The following is a 19,964-nucleotide window of genomic DNA, read 5'->3' on the forward strand; positions in this document are numbered from 1 at the left end:
ACTCAAGTCTGACATATCGAATGTTACGAACTGACGCATTCCGCGTCGGTTCCATGTTCCGGAGAACGGACCGCCCGCAAACGACGATGACGCCATCTCGCGAGAGCGCCCGTAGCGCTACGCGTTCACTTCCCGGGGTGTCGGCGCGGCGTGCCGGACGAGCCGCTCCACGGCGGCGAGAGCGGGATCGAGCTGTGCTGCAGATTTCCGGTACGTCGCCACCGACCTACCGAACGGGTCGATGACGTCGTCCTCGTCGGGCTCGGACGGGGAGGGCACCAGTCCGCGTCGTGCTCGAAGCGCCGCCACCATCGCGGCGAATCGCGCACGGGGTGGGTCCGGGCTCTCGTCTCCCGCAGCGGCGACGGCCGCGAGGTCGGGTTCGCCGACGTCCTGCAAGATCCGGACGAGTTCCCGTGCGGTGAACGTCATCCGCAGACGAGCGGGATCCAGCTCGACGACGGCGCGGCGGTGCTCCCGCGTCATCGCGACGACCATATCGACGTCTCGGAGGTGAGCGGTGGTCAGGAGTCGAGCGCGGTGGGCGAGCGCGAACGACCGGTCCACGCCGCGCTCCGCGGCGAGGTCGATCGCCTCCTCTGTCATGGGGATACCGTCGCGCGCGCGGGTGCCGGCGCTCTCCACCTGCACATCGGCGTCCGTCAGCCGTGATGCCAGAACGGTGGAGGCGAGCGGGGAGCGACAGATGTTGCCGGTGCAGACCGTGAGTATTCTCAGCACGGTTTCTCCTCTCATCGGTGATGGGCGTGGGGAAGATGCCGGCCGCTCGATAGCGTGACTATGTGACAGACCGATCGCCCCTTTCGACGCCCTCGATTTTCGTCTCCTCGACGAACACTGGGCCAAGTGCTCCTGGGGCGGGCCGATCGAGTGCCGGACGACGAACGACTCGTCGCGAAGGTGACTGGCGATCGGGAGGTCGCACCCTCCGGGCGGGTGACGTGCAGCTTCTGGCCTTCGCGGTGATCGCGGCGAGCACCGGTGCCCTCCTCGCCCGACTCGTACCGTCCACAGGCTCGGTGGCATCCCTCCTCCCGTTGTGGGCGGGACTGATCGCGCCGGTCGCCCTGCTCCTCGCGCGTGCCCGCCCGACGGGTATCGTGCGATTCCGGGCGACCGATCTCATGTGGGGTCTCGGCCTGGGCCTGCTGCTGCGCCTGATCCAAGGCGCATCGGAACGAGCCGACCTTCAGCCGTTCCCGACGGTCTCCGCCGCCGGCGGGCCGTTCTCGGGAGCCTGGTGGATCGAGCAGGGCCTCGCCGCCGGCGTCGTCGGGCCAATGGTGGAGGAGTTCTTCTTCCGTGCGGTGATCCTCGTGTTGGTCTACCGTCTGTTGCGGCGCGTGACCGGAGCTGTGGCGGCATCGGTGGCGGCGTTGCTGTGTTCCGCGGGCAGCTTCGTGCTCATCCATCAGGTTTTCGCGCCGCTGTCCGTTTCGGCGGCGGTCCAGCTGCTGTTGGTCGGTGCGCTGTGCGCGGCGGTCGTGCTGCTGACGGGAAGAATCTGGGGTGCCGTCTTGGCGCATGTGGTGTACAACGTGACCTTTCTGGGACTCGGCCTGATCGGCAGCTTCGCGAGCTGACTTCATGCTCGGGAGCGCGAGCGCCCCCGAGCACGTTCCGGAGCAGTCAGTCGCACCCACTGATGGAGCTCCCGAACCTACCGTTCGGTCCCGTGCCCTCTGCTGAACGACACCGCCGCCGCAGACTCCCGTTCGACGAGTTCGCGGTCTTCGGCATACGCGACGATGGCGGTGGCCCATTTTTCGAGGGCGTCCGTGGGCAGGACGCGACCGCGTGACTGGCCCGAGGCGCCAGCGGATGTCTCCAGCGCGGTCGGTGCCGATCACAGGGACGCCACTCGCCAGTGCCTCGTTGACGACCAGTGCCCCCGGGTCGTGGTCATGCGGGCGAGGCTCCCAAGAGGTGAGGACGGGCGGACAGTTCCACTTGTTGCCGTGACGCGACGGCCGCCTGCGCGGCGAGACTGAAGACGAAGATCGGGAACCCCCGGTTTTCGAGGGGGAACCCATTCAGTGTCAGCACGAGGGCCATCGCCAAGGCGATGAGCAACGACGCGCGTATCTGAGGGTCCGTCCGAGCGAGACGTACCGAGGATCCGAACACCATGAGGAGTGCGGCGACGAGGAGGATGGTTCCGACCAACCCCACCTTCACCAGCACGATCAAAGGTGAATCAAGCGTGAAGATCGAGCCCGTCACGACGCCGGTTGAGACGGACTGGAACGGCTGGCCCCACCCGCGGCCCCACACGGGGTCCGCCATCCAGAGCTGATGAGCCCATTCCTGGGCTCGGACCCGTTCGATGGCGGAGCCGTCGTTGGTGAACGCCATCCAGCCGTTCTCCACGACCCGTGAGAACCACTGGACTCGGTTGGCGGCGATGCCCCCCGCGAGGCCGGCAGAGAGGGTGAGTGCCCCGATCGATGAGACGACAGCGGTCGCGAGCAGGACGCCGATTCGCAGCGCCCGCCCGCGGTACAGCAGGGTGATGCTGCAGGCAACGAAGAAGCCGACCGCGAGGTACACCCAGATCGTCCGTCCGCCGGAGAGGACCAGCACGCCGGAGAGCACGAGGGTACCGACCAGCGCCAGCACACGCACCTTCACGGAGGTACAGAAGAGGCCGAGACCGAGAGCGATGGCCGGAATGGGGACGAAGCTCGAGGCCAGTCCGAACGACTCGATGTCGACACCCTCGGCCCCGCGTCGCTGCAGCCACGTGACGGTGAAGGCGAGTGCACCGAAGGCACCGATCACCCACAGGAGCGTGAAGACCTGACGGCGTGTGGCGGCGAGGCCGAATTCAAGCCCGATCAGCACCGCAGCTGGGAAGAAGATGTAGGTCAGCGCGTCGCGCAGCCAGTCCTGCGGGTCGGTCGAAGGCGTCCACACGAGCGAGATGAACCCGACGGCGAGCACCGTCACGGATAGAGCGACGCCCATCCCGATACCCCAGGGAACGCGGTCCGATCCGCGGATGAGCCGGGCGCAACTGACCGCCGCGATGACGAGGGTGAGTCCGAGGAACGCCAGCTTCAGAGCGACCGGGATGCCGGCATTTTGCACCACGACGACGTAGCCGGCGGTGAAGATGATCCCCCGCAGAAGCGGACCGTTGGTTCTCACGAGCGCCTCCCTCGAGCACGCGCCATGATCAGGGTGCCGATAGCGGAGATCGCCACGGCACCTACGAGGATCATGGTCGAGGCCGGCGGAGGGAAGAACGACGACCCTCCGATGAGGAGGCTCATCACCAGCGCAGGCAGGAGCGTCGCGAGAAGGGGGCCTCGACGTGCGGACCGCAGAAGCCACGCAGCTCGGACGAGACCGAACAGGACCTTCCACAGCGCCACCGCGCTGACGAGGAGGAGAAGATCGCCTGTGAACGAGAGGAGGGCCGCGGCGGCGGTGCCGATGGTGTCCACCGCGTTAAAGGCGGTGCTCTGCCACCAACGGTTGTTCGCCTGCTGCAGCCCGTCAAGGATCGGGCTCATCATCCGCACGGCCAGACTCGCGAGCAAGATGACGACGGCCGGAGCTGCGGCGGTCCACTCGTCCCCGAGCACCGTCCCGATGAAAGGAGTGATCAGTGAGACGAGGGCGGCGAGTCCCGACACCGCGAAGACGAAGAGGCGGCAGAGTTCCATGCTGAGTTGGACGCGTTGCTCCGGGTTTTCGCGTGCGAGCGAGCTGAGCGCAACGCGGGCCAGGGGAACGGACACGAGACCACTGAGCCCGAGACTGACCTGATAGGCCAGGAAGTACAGTCCGAGCACCTCGGCGCTCGCACCGAACTGGGCCACGATGAACCCCACCTGAATAGGCAGAGTCACGAACAGGGAGTTCACGCCCCAGGTGATCCGTGTGCGGGCGGACACGTGTCGAGCGAACTCGACTTCGCTGGCGGTGAGCGACGACACCCGGCGGAGGATGAGAGCGTCCATCAGCAGATAGAAGACGACGGTCGACACGGCGAATGCGAGCGGCGATGCGAAGAGCGCGGCGATCAGGACACCGACGGTGATCTTCGCTACGGCTGCGACAATCTGCGCCCCAACGACCCGAGCGTACGCCTTGTATTTCACACCGGTGGAGTACATCAACTCGGCGTCGCCAATGAGTGGGATGCTCAGCGCCGAGATCGCGGCGAGGGCTGCGACGATCACGTTGCCGTCGAGCCAGTACAGTGCCGCGACGATCGCACCACTGCCCGCGAGCACAGCGTTGACGCGCAGGATCGCACGGCGCGCTTGGGTGAACGTTCCGCCCTGCCCGCTCAGATACCCGTTCACCTCGCCGAAGTTCGCCAGGCCCGTCAAGACCGAGATGATCGAAGTGGCGGCGGCCCAGTAGCCGAAATCGGTCGGCGTGAGCCAGACCGCCAGCAGAAGCTGCCCGATCGCGGCCAGAGCCCGGGCGACCGCGGTTCCGATCGAGAGGCGGAGGATTCCCCCCAGCACCTCAGTTGCCCGCCGTACTCACCAGGTGCACGTTGGCCACTCCGGCGAGCGAGCGCCGGTACACGCCGCCGAGCTTGAAATATCCCGCTTCGACCATTGTCACATCCTTGCCCATGATCGCTGCGGGAAGAGCAACGTGCAGGCGGTCGGTGATCACGGACTGAGCGCGGAGGATCATTGTGCGGTATTCGTGGAAGGTCGCGAATTGTCGCGCACTGATGTCGATGCATGCCGCGTCGTCGATCGTGGAGGCGGCGCGAGACGCCAGACGCTCCGCTGCGGCGCGGTTTCGCGCGCGGCGCGCGTACCTGGAAGCAGCCGTGTACACCGGTCCGTACGGGATTCTGGATGCCACGGCGTGCAAGATGGGCGATGCGGGCGTCGCGCCCTGACGGGCGGCCGAAGCGCGCATGGGTGACGCCTCCCGGTCGATGCGCGCCGCGACGAGGCGCGTCACAGGGCGTCGCTTGGTCGCGCCGAGAATCGCTGGCACGAAAGCGTGACCCGAAGCCACGACGTCGTGGTCGAGGACGATTTCCACGCCGGCGTTGGCAAGCGGCTCCGCCCAGCGCTCCGCGAGATGAGCTCGAGATTCATCCTCACGGAGAAAGAGCAACGTCGGTGCATCGCGCCCTTCAAACATAAAACTCGGGTCGCGATCGGGGAAGAAGACGGACGAGGGAAAGATGACGAGTGGCACGTCCTCGTACCCTCTCAAACGCTCCGCGAGGTACGTGGGAAAGGCGTAAACCTCGAGGAGCGCGCCCGAGGGCGGGACGATCACGACGTCAGGGTCGGCGTCGACGACGACGATGCCCAACTGCTCGAGGATCTTGTAGAACACCGCATGCATGAGGTCGTCGCCATTGTTGCCCAGGGCACGACCCTCCGAGTCGGCCATGGAGACGACGACGGCGCGGGCTCCTGTCCAGGCGCTCAGCCTGGCGGTCAGGGCTCCCAGTGTCGGGAATGAGGTGTGGATAGGAGTAGGCGGCTTCGTGCTCATCGGAGCGGTCCTTCAATCTGGCGAACGTAGTGGTCGGCAACAACCTTGGGGTCAAGATGTTCCGAGGCGAAGAGGCGGGCGTTCCTGCTGGCGGTCGTCCAGGTTCCTCCGACAAGGAGGTCGAGGACCGCCGCAACGATTTCTTCTCGCTCCGCGCGGACGACACGACCGGCGTTGGCGAGGCGGACGAACTCCGCCATGGAACCGACATCGGTGACGATGACGGGTGTGCCCATCGCGAAGGCTTCCATCAGCGAGCCGGGCAGCCCCTCCTGCGCCGACGGCAGGACGAAGATATCGAACAGCCCGAACGCCGGCAGGATGTCGCTCTGGAACCCGTGGAACCGGACGAGCTCGTCCACCCCGAGGTCGCTGACGAGACCGCGCAAGCGAGTCTCCATCTCGGCCGATGCGAAAGGACCGTTGAAGTGGACCTCGCATGGTTCACCGGCGTCGCGAAGGGCGGCTGCCACTTCGACCAGGAGGTGCGGGTTCTTCAGCGGACCGAGCTTGCCGACGAAGCCCAGCCGTACCGGACCGCGCGGCCGACGATCTGCCCGGTCGCACGCGATCATTCTCGGGTCGACGGGATTGGACAGACGTGTGACACGACCAGGGGCCAGCCCGATGGCCTCGAGTTCACTCGCAATACCATCGGACAGCGCAAACCCCGATCGTGCGTGGGCACCGACGCGGCGGGCAACCCACCGCTTGATCGCAGAGCGTTGGAGCGCGCCGAGATCACCGTTCTCGAGGACAGGCAGCATCACGACGCTTCCACGCCGCGCGATTAGCGCGGGGACGAGGTTCGTCAGGTAGGCGCCCTGCAGGTGGACGATGTCCGCCGACCGGCGATGACGCGCCACCCAAAAAGCCGCCGACAGCATCCAACACAGCTGAGCCAGCCGACCGAAACCTTGCGACCGAAGCGCGGGTATGGCGGCTTCTACCCACTTCGGGACGGTGTCCTCGCCGCGATCCCGGTAGATGAGGGTGACCCGTTTTTCGGGGTGGCGAGTGACCACCTCCGACCACATGCGGTTCATCAGAGTCAATGGTCCGCTGTAGCCACCCGAAGCGCCCCACGGGGAGAGGATGAGGATGCGTGATTCGGCCCCGATCACCGCGTCGCCCACCTCTTCGAAAGGAAGACTCCGGTCGAGCGCCCAAAGATCGTAGGCCGGCTTCGGACCTCGTCGACGATCATGCGACGCGCCCTTCGGCGGCAGCTCCGTACTCCGACACGAGCTCACGGGCAACCTCGCTCACGTCGAGCTCGGAGCGGATGTAGGCGAGCCCGCCCTCGCGCAGCGCTTCGGCTGTCTCCCGACTCTGATGGGCGAGAAAAGTGGCTTCGGCCAACTGATCGGGGCTCCCATCCGTGATGAGAGCAGCTCCGTGCCGCTCGCAATCCGGCGCGATACCGAGTGAAGACGTCGTGACGACCGGCGTACCCGCCGAGAAGGACTCGAGAATCGACATGGGGAAGACCTCGTCAACGGCGGGCAGGACGTACACGCGAGCGTCCTCCATGGCGGCGAGCGTCTGGGAGGGGGGGAGCGCGCCGACCCACCGGATGCGGTCGCCGAGTGACGCTTCCTCGATGGCGCGAGTCACGTTCTCGGCCTCGCCCTCGTCAGGCCCCACGAGGACGAAAGAGGTCTCGGGGAGGCGCTCGGCGAGCAGCTGTGCCATGCGGACGAAAGCGACCGGTCGCTTTCGCTGTTGTAGCCGCGCCAGGAACAAAACCGTGTCCGCTCGGCCGTCCAGCGGCGTCGCTTCCCGCGCCTCGACGCCATTGCGTATCGAGGTGAGACGCCGTGGAGAGGAAATCGCAGCGAGATCCTTCTGCTCCGCCGCCGTGAGGAGCAGCCAGCTCTGAGAATCCGCGAGCGCGCGACGCGTGGCGACGCGGTCGAGGACGGCGGCGAGCATCTTGTCTGAGCGGTCGATCATGCCGTGGCTCTGCGTGACGTACGGCACACCGATCCGTGCGAACAGCAACGCCGCCGGGAGGGTGGCGAGATCGCGTGCTAGGTGGATGTGAGCGACGTCGAACTCGCGTGCCTGGGCTTTGAGTGCCGCCCGCAATCCCCGCGGCCAGAGCGTGGCGAAACCGCCGAACGGAGCGATTCTGCGAACGGGGAAGGTGCGCAGACGGTAGCCATCTTGATCGGTGTCGGTCTCTTCGCCGGCGGGTGTTCCCGCGAAGACGGTCACGTCGTGGCCAAGTGCAGCGAGCGCCTTGGCCTGACCGAAAGCGACGCGAGTGGGACCACCGAACGCGCCGTCGGTCGAGGTGAAAGTCACGATGTGCGCGATCCTCATGAGAGACGACTCCCATCGAGCATGCGCTCGGAGACGAAGGCGAAGGGATTCCCGCCCCAGATCTCGCCGTCGGGCACCGCGCGGGCGTCGACGACGCTGAGTGGTGTGATGAGACAATTCAGGCCGATTCGAGCCCCGCCGAGGACGACGCACCTCGAGGTCACCCACGCACCCGGTTCGATGGTGATCGGGCGGGTGATGAGCGCCATGTCCCGCCGATGGGCGTGCGATCCCGTCGTCAAGAACGTTTCCTGCGAGATCACCACGTCGTGGCCGATGTAGATGTGATCCTGATTATGGAACCAGACGCCTTCGCCGATCCAGGAACGGTCGCCGAGGTGGAGTTTCCATGGGAACTTGACCCGGGTGCGGGGACGGAAAACGACCCGATCGCCGATTTCCGCGCCGAAGGCTCGCAGCACACGAATGCGCAGGCCCGAACTGATCTGCCAAGGGTTGGTCACAAAGATGAGCTCGCAAACCGCCCACAGATAGACCTTCCAGGTCGGCTGGTCCCATGCGGCGCGTTCCCCGGGGGCTTTCGAAAGATCGATCACCGGGGTGCTTTTCATGCGGGCTCTTTCTTCGTCGCTCGTCATTTCGTGCGGGCCATATGATTGGGTCTTGTGGGCCAATCTTCTCAAACTCTCGTCTTCGGTTTGAACTACCCCCCGGAGACTACGGGAATCTCCCCGTACACCGGTGCGATGGCCACCGGGCTCGCCCGGCGCGGGCGTCAGGTTCGCGCCGTCGTGGCGCACCCACATTATCCGGAATGGAAGATCTCGCCCGGTTACGGGCAGTGGTCGCTCCGCGAAAAAATAGACGGTGTCATGGTCCACCGTGTTCGCCATTTCGTCCCGGAGCGTCCGACCCTCGTGCCGCGCGCGCTGGCGGAAGTCACCCTCGGACTGCGTCAGGCGCTCACGCGCTGGGGTCGGCCCTGTGCCATCGTCGCGGCGTCGCCCGCGCTGCTCTCGTCGGCCATCGTGCGGTTGCGTTCGCTCGCCACGCACCGGGGCACGCCCTTCGTCGTCTGGGTCCAGGATCTCTACGGCATCGGCGTCGTCGAGACCGGGCAGGGCGGCGGCGCCGCAGCCCGCGCGTTGCGGGGGATCGAAGCCTGGTTGCTGCGGTCTGCGTCGACCGTTGTCGTCATCCACGACCGCTTCGCGGACCGCGTGCACGAGGACTTCGGAATCCCTCGCGAGCGCATCGCCGTCGTGCGCAACTGGACGCACCTGCCGCCGATGCCGGTGGCGGACGTCGGCGCTGTCCGGCGTGCGCACGGCTGGGCCGATGACGAGGTGGTCGTCGTCCACACCGGCAACATGGGCGTGAAGCAGGGGTTGCAGCATGTCGTGGACGCAGGCCGTGTCGCGCATGAGCGTGGCGAGCGTGTACGTTTCGTGCTCGTCGGAAATGGTGCGCAGCGCGACGAACTGCAGCGGCGTATAGACGAATCACCGACGACGACGCAAATTGTCCCCCCTTTGGGGGACAAAGAATTCGCTGAAGTGCTCCAGGCCGCCGACGTGTTGTTAGTGAATGAGCTTCCCGGCGTCGCGGAAATGGCCGTGCCCAGCAAGCTGACGTCGTATTTCGCGTCGGGACGACCGGTTCTCGCGGCAACGGACGCGACTGGCATCACGGCGCAAGAAGTCGTCGCCGCCGAGGCGGGAATCGTCGTCGAAGCGGGTCGCGCCGAGGCCATTCTCGACGGCGCAAGACGCCTCGCAGCCGACCGCGAACAATGCGACAGACTCGGCCGCAACGGCAAACGTTACAAAGAGACGGTTCTCGACGAAACAATCGCGATCGATCGGTTCGATAGTCTTCTCGACAATCTGACCGCGCCGGCGAGCGTCGAGCGCGTTCATTGATCTGCCCCCCAACGAGATCGGCACGACCACAGTGACCAAACGCGCACTCATCACCGGCATCACCGGACAAGACGGTTCCTACCTCGCCGAGCTCCTTCTCTCCAAGGGCTACGAGGTGCACGGCCTCATCCGGCGCGCATCGACGTTCAACACGCACCGCATCGACCACCTCTACGTCGACCCGCACGACCCCGAAGCGAAGCTCTTCCTCCACTACGGCGACCTGTCCGACGGTGCGCGAATGGTCACCCTGCTCAGCCAGATCGATCCGGATGAGGTCTACAACCTCGCCGCCCAGTCCCATGTGCGCGTCTCGTTCGACGAGCCCGAACACACCGCCGATACCACCGGCACCGGCACCATCCGGCTCCTCGAAGCGGTCCGCCTTTCCGGCATCCAGACGAAGTTCTATCAGGCGTCGACCTCGGAGCTGTACGGGGCGACGCCGCCCCCGCAGAACGAAGAGACGCCGTTCTATCCGCGCTCTCCCTACGCGGCCGCGAAGCTCTACAGCTACTGGATCACCAAGAATTACCGCGAGGCGTACGACATGTACGCCGTCAACGGCATCCTGTTCAACCACGAGTCGCCCCGCCGCGGTGAGACCTTCGTCACGCGCAAGATCACCCGCGCCGTGGCACGCATCAAGGCCGGACTCCAGAACGACCTCTACCTCGGCAACCTCGACTCCATCCGCGACTGGGGCTACGCCGCCGAGTATGTCGAGGGAATGTGGCGCATGCTGCAGGCCGACACACCCGAAGACTTCGTGCTCGCGACCGGGGTGGGCGTCACCATCAGGGACTTCCTCGAGGTGTCGTTCGGGCACGTCGGCCTCGACTGGGCCGAGTTCGTCAAGTTCGACGAGCGCTACCTGCGCCCGACCGAGGTCGACGCACTCATCGGCGATCCTTCCAAGGCAGCCGACAAGCTCGGCTGGGTGCCCTCGGTGCACAGCGGCGAGCTCGCCAAGCTCATGGTGGATGCCGACATCACACTGCTCGAAAAGGGTTCCGAGTGGATCGACACGGTCACTCTGCCCAGCTGGAGCAATCACGACCTCCTCGGCGTGCACGCGTGACCACCGCCGTCGACGGGGTCGAGTACACGCCCGGTGAGCTCGACCGGGATGCCACCTTCTACGTCGCGGGGCACCGCGGACTCGTCGGATCCGCCATCGTCCGCAAACTGCAGGCGTCGGGGTTCGGCAACGTCGTCGGCAAGACCTCGGCCGAACTCGACCTGAAGGACCGCGACGCGGTCTTCGCTTACGTGGGGGAGACCCGGCCGAAGTACGTCGTGCTCGCCGCGGCGAAGGTCGGTGGCATCCTGGCCAACTCGACCTACCCGGTCGACTTCCTGAGCGACAACATGCGCATCCAGGTGAACGTGTTGGATGCCGCGCTCGCCAACGACGTCGAACGCGTGCTGTTCCTCGGGTCGTCGTGCATCTACCCCAAGTTCGCGGAGCAGCCGATCCGCGAGGACTCGCTGCTCACCGGCCACCTCGAGCCGACGAACGACGCGTACGCCATCGCGAAGATCGCCGGCATCCTGCAGACGCAGGCCGTGCGACGCCAGTACGGGCTTCCGTGGATCAGCGCAATGCCGACCAACCTCTATGGTCCGAACGACAACTTCTCACCCACTGGATCGCACGTGCTTCCCGCGTTGATCCGCCGGTACGACGAAGCGGCGACGTCGGGCGCCGAGAGCGTCACGAACTGGGGAACCGGCACTCCGCGTCGCGAGTTCCTGCATGCCGACGACATGGCCGATGCGTGCCTGCACCTGATGGAGCACTACGACGGTCCTGATCAGGTCAACGTCGGCACGGGCTCCGACGTGACCATCCGTGAGATCGCCGACACCATCGCGCGCGTCACCGGTTTCACGGGGGAGACGCGGTGGGACACCTCGAAGCCCGACGGAACGCCCCAGAAGTTGCTCGACGTCTCCAAACTCGCCGACGCGGGCTGGAGGGCGAAGATCTCCCTCGAGGAGGGCATGGAGCGCACGGTGCGGTGGTACCGCGACCACGTCGGGACGATCCGCGGGTAGATGTTCCGGCACATCGTGCTCTTTCGCGTGTGGGATGACGTGACAGACGCGCGGATCGGCGCTGCAATGGCGGATCTTCGACGACTCGGGGAGCATTCCGCCGTGGTGGAATGGACGGTCGCGCTGTCGACAGACACGCGCAAAGGCCGGATCATCATCGAAGACGGTGCTTTCGCCGACGCCGAATCCTTCCGCGACTGGCGGTCCTCCGAGCACCATCGAAAGGTCGCGGACCGCATGGCGGAGATCGCCGACTGGTGGGTGGGAGACCACCACACCTGATGATCTAGGGCAAGTCGGCGTGCTCGTGCTCAGCGGAGCAGTACGGCCGTCGCCCCCTCCATACCGCCGCCTGCACCAATTCCGTTGCGCCGCAGCATTCGCAGGCCACGCGCGACCCGCCGAACACCACGTGCGCGGCAGCGACGCTCAGACGCTCCAGGGGAACCGTCATCGCCCCGAGGCGCACGGACGGTGCCGGGAATGCCCTCACGCGCGACACCGGCCGTGCAGACGGTCGTGACGACGAGCGGGGGAGACGAAGAGCGCGTGTACCGATGCGGCGCGATTCCATGCGCCTATCCAAAACGACAGCGCGTGAAGAAATCACCGGGGTTGACGCCCCGGTGCGGGGGCGTTTATCTAAGACGGTGGGACGCTCGCGATCCGTCGTAGGCGAATATTCTTATGGAAGCGCGACACAGCGCGCAACGGTTGACAATTACACGAAAAGACGTCATACCATTAGCGCAGTCGAGTCATCCCCCGGCTCGATCCTGTCGCACCCCCTGGACAGGCATTACATAGCAACTCGAAGGCGAGGAGCCATGCAACACCACTACGCGCATCCCGTCGCCCACCAGCCGGTGTGGGCGAGCCCTCTCGCGACGGTCGTCCTCTGGACGGCGGTCGTCGCGCTCGCGGTGGCGGGCACCGTTATGACCGTCACTCACGGAGACGCGGGGATCCTCCTCCTCGTCGCCGCCCTCATCGTGGCTGCTCCGGCGGCCGCCGCGAGCCGCTACCGCAGTTACCACTAAGGGTTCTACACCTCGCTTGGGCGCTGGCTCAGCGCACAATGCTGACGCCGGCGCCCAAACGAGAGGGGTGCAAATTCATCAGCCGGTCGCACCCTCGCCGACAGGTTCTCCCGATCTCAGGGCCGACAGAGACGGGCCTGAGCCTGGTACGCAGTTGAGTTCGGGCTGTTCGCGTAGAGTCGGCCTTGTCGATGTTTGTCGAGGGTCCACGTTGCGCGGAGCGGCATAGCATCCTGAGGTCATTTTGCGACGTGTCGCATCGACGTCGTCAAGCCCTCGCACCAGAGCGATCGACCCCTGAGTCGGAATGATCCGGCGCTCGCAACTCTGCGGGTCGGCCCAGTTCGATGCAAACCTTTCAGGCCACCATGGCTCATGCCATCAGGTGTTCAGCATCGTGATCACGCCGTCCTTGTAATTGGCGATCATCGCATCCAATCGTGGCGGTTCGGGCCACGTCACGGCGGGGTCAGTGTGCGGCGGCTCTTCGAGCGCGGTTTGCAATGCGTGGGCGAATTCTTCGGCGGAGCTGCCGCTCTGGGTCAACGACTCACCACGCTTCAGATACTCGATTTCGGGCGCATGCCACGGCCAATCTGTCGTGATGAGCATTCGCTTCGACGCGAGCGCATCGACAGCGATGAGTCCGACCCGCCCCGGATTGACGATCGCTGTCGCGCCCTTGAGAAGGATTGCCTTCCGTCCCGTCCAGGCGTAGCCGATAAGTGTGACCTGGCCCCGTTCGAGCGCGGGTTTGAGGAGAGTCTCCTGTTCGCCGCGGCCCGCGATGACGATGTGAGCGCGACTTCCGCTCGAGTGCAGGATGTCGAGTGCGTCCGCCAGGAGATCAACACGTTTGCTGCTGTCGAGGCCCCCGACGTACGCCAAGAATGGGCCATCGGGAATTCTTTTTTCGCGTCTGAACCGGTCGATCTCCTCGGCCGTCGTGCTCGTCAAAGCATCTTCCAGCGATGTCGTGTCGATTGTGTTCATCACCGTCGTCACCTCGCGAGGCGACACCCCACGTTCCAGTGCGTACTCCGTGCCGCTGGGTACGTAGGCGAACACGTGGTCGGCCCTGCGCAGCTGCCAGTCCTCCACCGCGCCGTCCACCGGGTTCAGCGGCGATGTGTATGAGGCAATGTGTCCCCAAACTCCGACTCGTTTGCCGCGCCGAAACGCCAGCGCGGACATCGCATCAAGTGAGGTGCCTTGATGCGGCACGATGACCGCATCAGAATCCGACCATAGTCGGCGCGAGTAGGTCAACGAGAGCGTTCGAGCCCCGAATCTGAACTCGCGCGTTCGAGTGCCCGTGATCCAGGGAGCATCCGCCGCGTCCCCTCGCAATTTCTGCGCGTCCGTCGCTTGGCCGGACACCACCTCGAGGTCGACGCCGTCGAGGGCGAGCTCCCGCCGGAGACCTTCGAAAAAGGGCACTCGGTACTGGGGCACGTACGGCTGAATGATAGACAGCCTGGTCATGACCCACCGCCGTTGGCAGTGCCGCATTCGTTGGCAGAATCGATTGGCGCCTCGGCGAAATGGGACTGATCGCGCCCATATGAACCGCGAGTACGCTGAGACAAAGACCGGGTCACTCTTTGAAGATTACGGGAATGCTCCCCCGCCTCACCGCCAATGCGTTTCAAGGCGTGCCAAAACGATGCGTCTAGGAACAACGGCGGCGCGACACCTGCGGTACCAGCGGAGATGCGCATCAGGTGACGCGCGGACGCCGAGGGGCGCCCGCGCGTCTGCGGAGAGATGCCGCGCTGGTGGGCCTGCGCGTAGCCCGGCGGTGCGCAAAACGAGTTCGGGCGGCCCTGTCAATATTGCGGGCCGCACGCGGTGGCGCGCATGGTGAGGCAGAAGGCAGAAGGCCCCGGATCTCGCGATCCGGGGCCTTCTTATTGTTGCGGGGACAGGATTTGAACCTGCGACCTCTGGGTTATGAGCCCAGCGAGCTACCGAGCTGCTCCACCCCGCGGCACAAGAGAAAACATTACGCCGAGATGGGCGACATGGCAAATCCGGGCGCACCGCCCGGGAGTGTCGCGAGAGAATATCCCGGTGAGCAACACCTTCGACGATCTCGATGACGGACGACCCGAGACGCCGGCGCAACGTGCCGATCGCAACTGGAACGAGATTCTGCAAGAACTGCGCGTGCTGCAGACGGGCACGCAGATCCTCACCGGCTTCTTGCTCGCGCTGGCGTTCCAGCCCTCGTTCGCCGACCTCGACGGTGGCCAGCGTGTGCTGTATCTGACGCTCATCGGGCTCTCCGCCCTGAGCGCCGTGGTCGCCCTGGCGCCCGTGGCGCTGCACCGCGCGGTCTTCGGTCGCCAGGTGAAGCCCGAGCTCGTTCGCGTGGCGCACGAGGCCTTGCGGGGAGCGCTGGCACTGGTCTCGTTGCTCCTGGTCGGCGTCGTCGTCTTCGTGTTCGACGTCGTGGTAAGTCTGGGGGCGGCCGTGACGGCCGGTGTCGTGCTGGGCGTCATCATCCTCGTACTGTGGATCGTGGTGCCGCTGTTCGTCCGGCGCCGCGGCAGGAGGAGCTCTCGATGAGTCATGACACCGTCGGCATCGCCGTCGCGCAGTTCGCACCCGTCGCCTCCCGCGCCGACAACCTCGTCGACATCGCCGCTGCCGCCCGCACCGCCGCTGCCCGCGGCGCCCGTGTGGCGGTGTTCCCGGAATACTCGAGCTACTTCGTCGACCCGTTCGACGACACGCTCGCCGAGAACGCCGAAGATCTCGACGGGCCGTTCGTGCGCGCGCTCACCGAGCTCGCAGGCGAGCTCGACATGGTCATCGTGGCGGGCCTGCTCGAGAAGGCCGATGACGGCCGCCGAGTGCGCAATGCGGTCGTCGCGGTGGGCGCCGAGGGCATCCGATCGGTCTACCGCAAACTGCACCTGTACGACGCCTTCGGCCAGAGGGAGTCCGACTGGGTCGAACCCGGCGAGATCGCCCCGCCGCAGACGTTCGAGGCGGGCGGTCTGCGCTTCGGGCTGATGACCTGCTACGACCTGCGCTTTCCCGAGGTCGCGCGCACGCTGGCCGACGCGGGTGTCGACGTGGCCCTCGTGCCCGCGGAGTGGGTGCGCGGCGCCCTCAAAGAGCACCACTGGCGCACGCTGCTGCAGGCGCGCGCGATCGAGAACACGTTCTTCGTCGCCGCGGCCGACCACCCGCCGCCCCTCGGCGTCGGGCATTCGATGGTCATCGACCCTCAGGGGGTGACGGTCGCGCAGATCGGAACCGCGACCGATGTCGTCGTCGCGCACATCGATCCGGATGCCATCGCTCGCGTGCGCCGCGTCAACCCTGCTCTGCAGCTGCGGCGCTTCCGCGTGACCCCGCGCTGAGGCGCCGTCGCAGGGCGGGTCACCCGGTCAGCGTCCGGCGGAGTCCCTCTGCGCCCAACGGATGAGCGACACACGCTCGGTACGCCACGGGCCGGTACGGATCGTCACCATGGTGTAGCCCTCGTCGTGCAGACGCGACGCCGTGTCGGCGTCGAGACGTAGGCCGCGTTCGGCGTCGGTCCAGCGCAGATCTGTGCCGTACAGCTCGAGAATGCGGGCAGGGCGAACGGCAGGGTCGAAACGTCGGCGAGACATGTTTCCCATTCGGTCGGCGGCGGAACGCCGGGCGGATTCGGGGGATCCGCGCCGAAAGTATCACGCTGATGTAACGGGCCGCATCCTCGCGGCGCGGGCGCCTCAGGGGCGACGGCGCGTCAGGGTGATCTTGACCGACGCCTCGGCGCCCGCCTCCGCGATGAAGAGCAGCTGGCCCTTCGCGCTGAGGGTGAGACCCACCTCGATCTCCGACACGCCCCAGTCGGACCCGGCATCCTGCACCCCGTCACCGATCTCGATGAGCTTCTGCACGGTCTCGCGCCAGTTCTCGCGCAGGGTCTCGACGCTGGCGTCGACGACGCGTCCGCCGCGGTCGCGGAGACCGGGCGCACCGGCGCCGGCTTCGGCGGAGGGAACGAGGATCTGCACGGTCCAGTCGTCGGTCATGCGAGGCTCCTTCGGTCGTGGGGTGCGATGACTTCGAGGGGATCAGCCGCCTGGGGCTGCGGTGCGGAGTGCGGTGGCTTCGACGGGCTCAGCCACCTCGGTGCGCGCCTTTCAACAGCGGCTCAGGCGGGCGTCATCGCGGCGAGGCGCTGGGCGGCTTCGGCGAGCACGTCGACGCGCTTGCACGCCGCGAAGCGCACCAGCGTGGCGTACTGCGCGCGATGAGCGGGCGAGACGAAGGCGGTGAGCGGGATGCCGACCACTCCGGCGCGGGCGGGCAGCTCGCGGCAGAACGCGTCGGCGTCGGTGGCGCCGAGCGGAGCGGCATCCACCACCGTGAAGTACGACCCCCCTGGGGATGACACGTCGAATCCGGCTGCACGCAGCCCCGTGCCCAGCAGGGCGGCCTTGGCGGCCATCTCCGATGCGACCGACGCGAAGAACGCCTCGGGCAGGCGGAGTCCCACCGCGATCGCGGGCTGGAACGGCGAGCCCCCCACGTACGTGAGGAACTGCTTGACGGCCAGCACGGCGGTGACGAGGTCGGCGGGGCCGGTCACCCATCCGGTCTTCCAGCCGGTGAGTGAGAACGTCTTGCCCGCCGACGAGATCGACAGCGTGCGCTCGGCCGCGTCCGGCAGTGTGGCGATCGCCACGTGCGGGCCGTCGAAGACGAGGTGCTCGTACACCTCGTCGGTGACGATGATCGCGTCGTGCCGGTGGGCCAGACGCACCACCTCGTCGAGCACCTCGCGCGAGAACACGCTGCCGGTCGGATTGTGCGGATCGTTCACGAGAATCACGCGCGTGCGATCGGTGACCGCGGATGCCAACTGCTCGAGGTCGGGTTGGAAGTCGGGCCACCGCAGGGGCACCGGCACCAGCTTCGCGCCCGACAGCGCGACGCACGCGGCGTAGGAGTCGTAGTGGGGCTCGAAGACGACGACCTCGTCGTCGGGGGAGTCGATGAGGGCGAGCAGCGTCGCCGCCAGCGCCTCGGTCGCGCCGACCGTGATCAGCACCTCGCGCTGCGGGTCGAGCTCGATGCCGTAGAAGCGCTTCTGGTGCTCGGCGACGGCCGACAGCAGGTCGGGGAAGCCGCGTCCGGGTGCGTACTGGTTGACGCCGCGGGCGATGGCATCCCGAGCCGCCTCGAGAACCGGCTCGGGACCGTCTTCGTCGGGGAAGCCCTGACCGAGGTTCAGCGCGCCGGTCGAGGCGGCGAGCGCGCTCATCTCGGCGAAGATCGTGGGAACGGAGGTGCCGTCAGGGGCGAGCAGTCCCGCGCCGCGGGCCGCGCGCTGCCAAGCGCCGGGAAGCTGGTGCATGCACCCAGCATGCCGCACGTGTCGCGAGGGCAAGGGGGAATGCTTCGCGGTGCGTTGCTGCTAGACCCATAGAGGCGGCTCACTTCTGTCATAGGTGACCCACAGCAACCGTGGTCATCGTAGAAGCGCCTGGAAGAAGGAGCATCCCATGAGCGACACCACGGACAACCGTCCCGAGGGTAACGACCGTAGCGACCGCGTCGAGCCTTCGCCGCAGCACGAGAACATCACGCCGGCCGCGCAGACGCCGCCCGCCTCGACCCCGCGTTCCGACGTGCCGCCGATGCCGACGCGCTCGCCCGCCGCGGCCGCCGCCGCCTGGCCTCCGCCCGCCGCCGGCACCGCCGCGCCGCAGCCCCGCCCCTCGACCCACGGTGCGTACGCCTCCGCCCCCTCCGGCGCCAGCGCCCCCAGCGGTCAGGCGTTCGGCCCGGGCGCCACGAGCGCACACCCCACGCTCGTGATGCCCGAGTCGGCATCCACCCCTCCCCGCAAGAAGAGCTCGGCACCGCGCATCGCCGCGCTGCTCGTGGCCGCGGCCCTCGTCGGTGGGGGAGCGGGCCTCGGCGGCACCTACGCGGGTCTGAGCCTGTGGGGCGGCGAGAACGCGTCGAGCGTGTCGGGCCCGACCGCGATCACCGTCAACGACCCGCAGAACGTCAACGCCACCGCCGCGGTCGCCTCGAAGGTGGTGCCGAGCGTCGTCACCATCAGCGCCACCGGCACCCAGGGCGGCGGCACCGGATCGGGCGTCGTGCTGAACGACGACGGGTACGTGCTCACCAACACGCACGTCGTCACCCTCGACGGGCAGACCGGCAACGCCAAGATCTCGGTCACGACCTCCGACGGCAAGGTGTACGCCGCGACCGTCGTCGGCACCGACCCCACCTACGACCTCGCCGTCATCAAGCTGCAGAACGCGACGGGTCTGACCCCCATCGAGTTCGCCGACTCGTCGAAGCTCAACGTCGGCGACGCCACCGTCGCCGTGGGTGCGCCGCTCGACCTGCCGAACACGGTCACCACGGGTATCGTCAGCGCGCTCAACCGGTCGATCCAGGTCGCCTCATCGGCCGCCCCCAGCGACGGTTCCGACGAGCAGCAGCAGGAGCCGGGGCAGGAGAGCCCCTTCCGCTTCGACTTCGGTCAGGGCCAGCAGTCGCAGTCGGCGAGCCAGACCATCAAGATCGCCGTCATCCAGACCGACGCCGCCATCAACCCCGGCAACTCCGGCGGCGCGTTGGTCGACGACCAGGGCAAGCTCATCGGCATCAACGTCGCCATCGCGAGCGCGGGCGGATCGTCATCGGGCGGGCAGTCGGGCAACATCGGCGTCGGCTTCTCGATCCCCTCCGACATCGCCAAGCGCATCTCGTCGGAGATCATCGAGAACGGCTCCGCCACGCACGGTCTGCTGGGTGCGTCGGTTCAGGATGCCGCAGCCCAGCAGGGTGCGACCACCACCGGCGCTCTCGTGGCCGAGGCCGTCAGCGGCGGCGCCGCGCAGGCCGCGGGCCTGACGAAGGGCGACGTCATCACCGAGTTCAACGGCATCCCCGTGACGAACTCCATCGACCTCACCGCCCAGGTGCGCGCGCTCGCCGCGGGCGCGAAGGCCGAGGTCACCTACCTGCGCGGCGGTCAGCAGAAGACCGCCGAGGTCACGCTGGGATCGATGCCCGCCAGCTGATCCCGCGCTTCACGACGAAGACGCCACCCCGCAGGATCGCGGGGTGGCGTCTTCGCGTGTGCGGGCCTGGCTCGGCGCCGGGC

At 66.9% G+C, this 19,964-nt stretch carries 20 protein-coding genes and 1 tRNA gene; 9 read left to right on the plus strand and 12 right to left on the minus strand.

The features are described from left to right. Positions 1–117 precede the first annotated feature (117 nt). A complete protein-coding gene (locus tag AS029_RS04080; protein WP_280520948.1) occupies positions 118–741 on the minus strand; it encodes an arsenate reductase/protein-tyrosine-phosphatase family protein in 624 nt (207 codons plus the stop codon). Positions 742–962: 221 nt separating this feature from the next. On the opposite strand from AS029_RS04080, the gene AS029_RS04085 reads away from it, so the two are divergent. Beyond that, on the plus strand, positions 963–1,604 hold the full coding sequence (locus tag AS029_RS04085; protein ID WP_058231328.1) for a CPBP family intramembrane glutamic endopeptidase: 642 nt from the start codon (positions 963–965) through the stop codon (positions 1,602–1,604). A gap of 319 nt (positions 1,605–1,923) precedes the next feature. On the opposite strand, the gene AS029_RS04090 is transcribed toward AS029_RS04085, so the two are convergent. From AS029_RS04090 to AS029_RS04115, 6 genes are all read right to left on the minus strand, one after another. Beyond that, complete coding sequence (locus AS029_RS04090; protein ID WP_058231329.1) at positions 1,924–3,171, minus strand: O-antigen ligase family protein; 1,248 nt, start codon at positions 3,169–3,171, stop codon at positions 1,924–1,926. Further along, positions 3,168–4,505 (minus strand): oligosaccharide flippase family protein, encoded by a 1,338-nt coding sequence (locus AS029_RS04095; RefSeq protein ID WP_058231330.1) that lies wholly within the window; start codon positions 4,503–4,505, stop codon positions 3,168–3,170. The genes AS029_RS04090 and AS029_RS04095 overlap by 4 nt, the downstream gene beginning before the upstream one ends. A gap of 1 nt (position 4,506) precedes the next feature. Continuing rightward, on the minus strand, positions 4,507–5,511 hold the full coding sequence (locus AS029_RS04100) for a hypothetical protein (protein WP_139168013.1): 1,005 nt from the start codon (positions 5,509–5,511) through the stop codon (positions 4,507–4,509). Beyond that, positions 5,508–6,647 carry a glycosyltransferase family 4 protein gene (locus AS029_RS04105; protein WP_058231332.1) on the minus strand — a complete coding sequence of 380 codons (1,140 nt, stop codon included), beginning with the start codon at positions 6,645–6,647 and terminating at the stop codon, positions 5,508–5,510. Before AS029_RS04105 ends, AS029_RS04100 begins: the two co-directional genes overlap by 4 nt. A gap of 67 nt (positions 6,648–6,714) precedes the next feature. Next, on the minus strand, positions 6,715–7,821 hold the full coding sequence (locus AS029_RS04110) for a glycosyltransferase (protein ID WP_167345227.1): 1,107 nt from the start codon (positions 7,819–7,821) through the stop codon (positions 6,715–6,717). A gap of 14 nt (positions 7,822–7,835) precedes the next feature. Next, complete coding sequence (locus AS029_RS04115) at positions 7,836–8,411, minus strand: LbetaH domain-containing protein (RefSeq protein ID WP_228375875.1); 576 nt, start codon at positions 8,409–8,411, stop codon at positions 7,836–7,838. Positions 8,412–8,465: 54 nt separating this feature from the next. Between AS029_RS04115 and AS029_RS04120 the strand changes: the two genes are divergently transcribed. From AS029_RS04120 to AS029_RS04140, 5 genes are all read left to right on the plus strand, one after another. Next, positions 8,466–9,722: a glycosyltransferase gene (locus AS029_RS04120; protein ID WP_058231335.1), complete on the plus strand. Its 1,257-nt coding sequence runs from the start codon at positions 8,466–8,468 to the stop codon at positions 9,720–9,722. 31 nt (positions 9,723–9,753) lie between these two features. Continuing rightward, on the plus strand, positions 9,754–10,803 hold the full coding sequence (gene gmd / locus AS029_RS04125; RefSeq protein ID WP_058231336.1) for a GDP-mannose 4,6-dehydratase: 1,050 nt from the start codon (positions 9,754–9,756) through the stop codon (positions 10,801–10,803). Beyond that, complete coding sequence (locus tag AS029_RS04130; RefSeq protein ID WP_058231337.1) at positions 10,800–11,783, plus strand: GDP-L-fucose synthase family protein; 984 nt, start codon at positions 10,800–10,802, stop codon at positions 11,781–11,783. The genes gmd and AS029_RS04130 overlap by 4 nt, the downstream gene beginning before the upstream one ends. Then, a complete protein-coding gene (locus tag AS029_RS04135) occupies positions 11,784–12,065 on the plus strand; it encodes a Dabb family protein (RefSeq protein ID WP_058231338.1) in 282 nt (93 codons plus the stop codon). It begins immediately after the preceding gene. Between the two features lie 545 nt (positions 12,066–12,610). Then, positions 12,611–12,823 carry a hypothetical protein gene (locus tag AS029_RS04140; RefSeq protein WP_058231339.1) on the plus strand — a complete coding sequence of 71 codons (213 nt, stop codon included), beginning with the start codon at positions 12,611–12,613 and terminating at the stop codon, positions 12,821–12,823. Between the two features lie 381 nt (positions 12,824–13,204). On the opposite strand, the gene AS029_RS04145 is transcribed toward AS029_RS04140, so the two are convergent. Continuing rightward, entirely contained in the window at positions 13,205–14,278 is a 1,074-nt protein-coding gene (locus AS029_RS04145) for a glycosyltransferase family 4 protein (RefSeq protein ID WP_167345228.1), read from the minus strand. Between the two features lie 461 nt (positions 14,279–14,739). Beyond that, a tRNA-Met gene (locus AS029_RS04150) sits at positions 14,740–14,813 on the minus strand. An 83-nt stretch (positions 14,814–14,896) separates the two neighbouring features. Here AS029_RS04150 and AS029_RS04155 point away from each other — a divergent pair. Both AS029_RS04155 and AS029_RS04160 read left to right on the plus strand, forming a co-directional pair. After that, positions 14,897–15,394 (plus strand): DUF6328 family protein, encoded by a 498-nt coding sequence (locus AS029_RS04155; RefSeq protein WP_228375876.1) that lies wholly within the window; start codon positions 14,897–14,899, stop codon positions 15,392–15,394. Beyond that, a complete protein-coding gene (locus tag AS029_RS04160; RefSeq protein WP_058231341.1) occupies positions 15,391–16,197 on the plus strand; it encodes a carbon-nitrogen hydrolase family protein in 807 nt (268 codons plus the stop codon). Before AS029_RS04155 ends, AS029_RS04160 begins: the two co-directional genes overlap by 4 nt. A gap of 27 nt (positions 16,198–16,224) precedes the next feature. Here the strand turns inward: AS029_RS04160 and AS029_RS04165 are convergent, their stop codons facing one another. From AS029_RS04165 to AS029_RS04175, 3 genes are all read right to left on the minus strand, one after another. Beyond that, positions 16,225–16,452, minus strand: a complete 228-nt coding sequence (locus AS029_RS04165) for a hypothetical protein (protein WP_058231342.1) — start codon at positions 16,450–16,452, stop codon at positions 16,225–16,227. Between the two features lie 102 nt (positions 16,453–16,554). Further along, on the minus strand, positions 16,555–16,860 hold the full coding sequence (locus tag AS029_RS04170) for a Pepco domain-containing protein (protein WP_058231343.1): 306 nt from the start codon (positions 16,858–16,860) through the stop codon (positions 16,555–16,557). 122 nt (positions 16,861–16,982) lie between these two features. After that, positions 16,983–18,188 carry an aminotransferase class I/II-fold pyridoxal phosphate-dependent enzyme gene (locus AS029_RS04175; RefSeq protein ID WP_058231344.1) on the minus strand — a complete coding sequence of 402 codons (1,206 nt, stop codon included), beginning with the start codon at positions 18,186–18,188 and terminating at the stop codon, positions 16,983–16,985. A gap of 148 nt (positions 18,189–18,336) precedes the next feature. Between AS029_RS04175 and AS029_RS04180 the strand changes: the two genes are divergently transcribed. Continuing rightward, a complete protein-coding gene (locus tag AS029_RS04180; RefSeq protein ID WP_058231345.1) occupies positions 18,337–19,881 on the plus strand; it encodes a S1C family serine protease in 1,545 nt (514 codons plus the stop codon). The last annotated feature ends 83 nt before the right edge of the window (positions 19,882–19,964 follow it).

Origin of the sequence: Microbacterium enclense (assembly GCF_001456955.1) — a bacterium.
Lineage (GTDB): Bacteria > Actinomycetota > Actinomycetes > Actinomycetales > Microbacteriaceae > Microbacterium > Microbacterium enclense.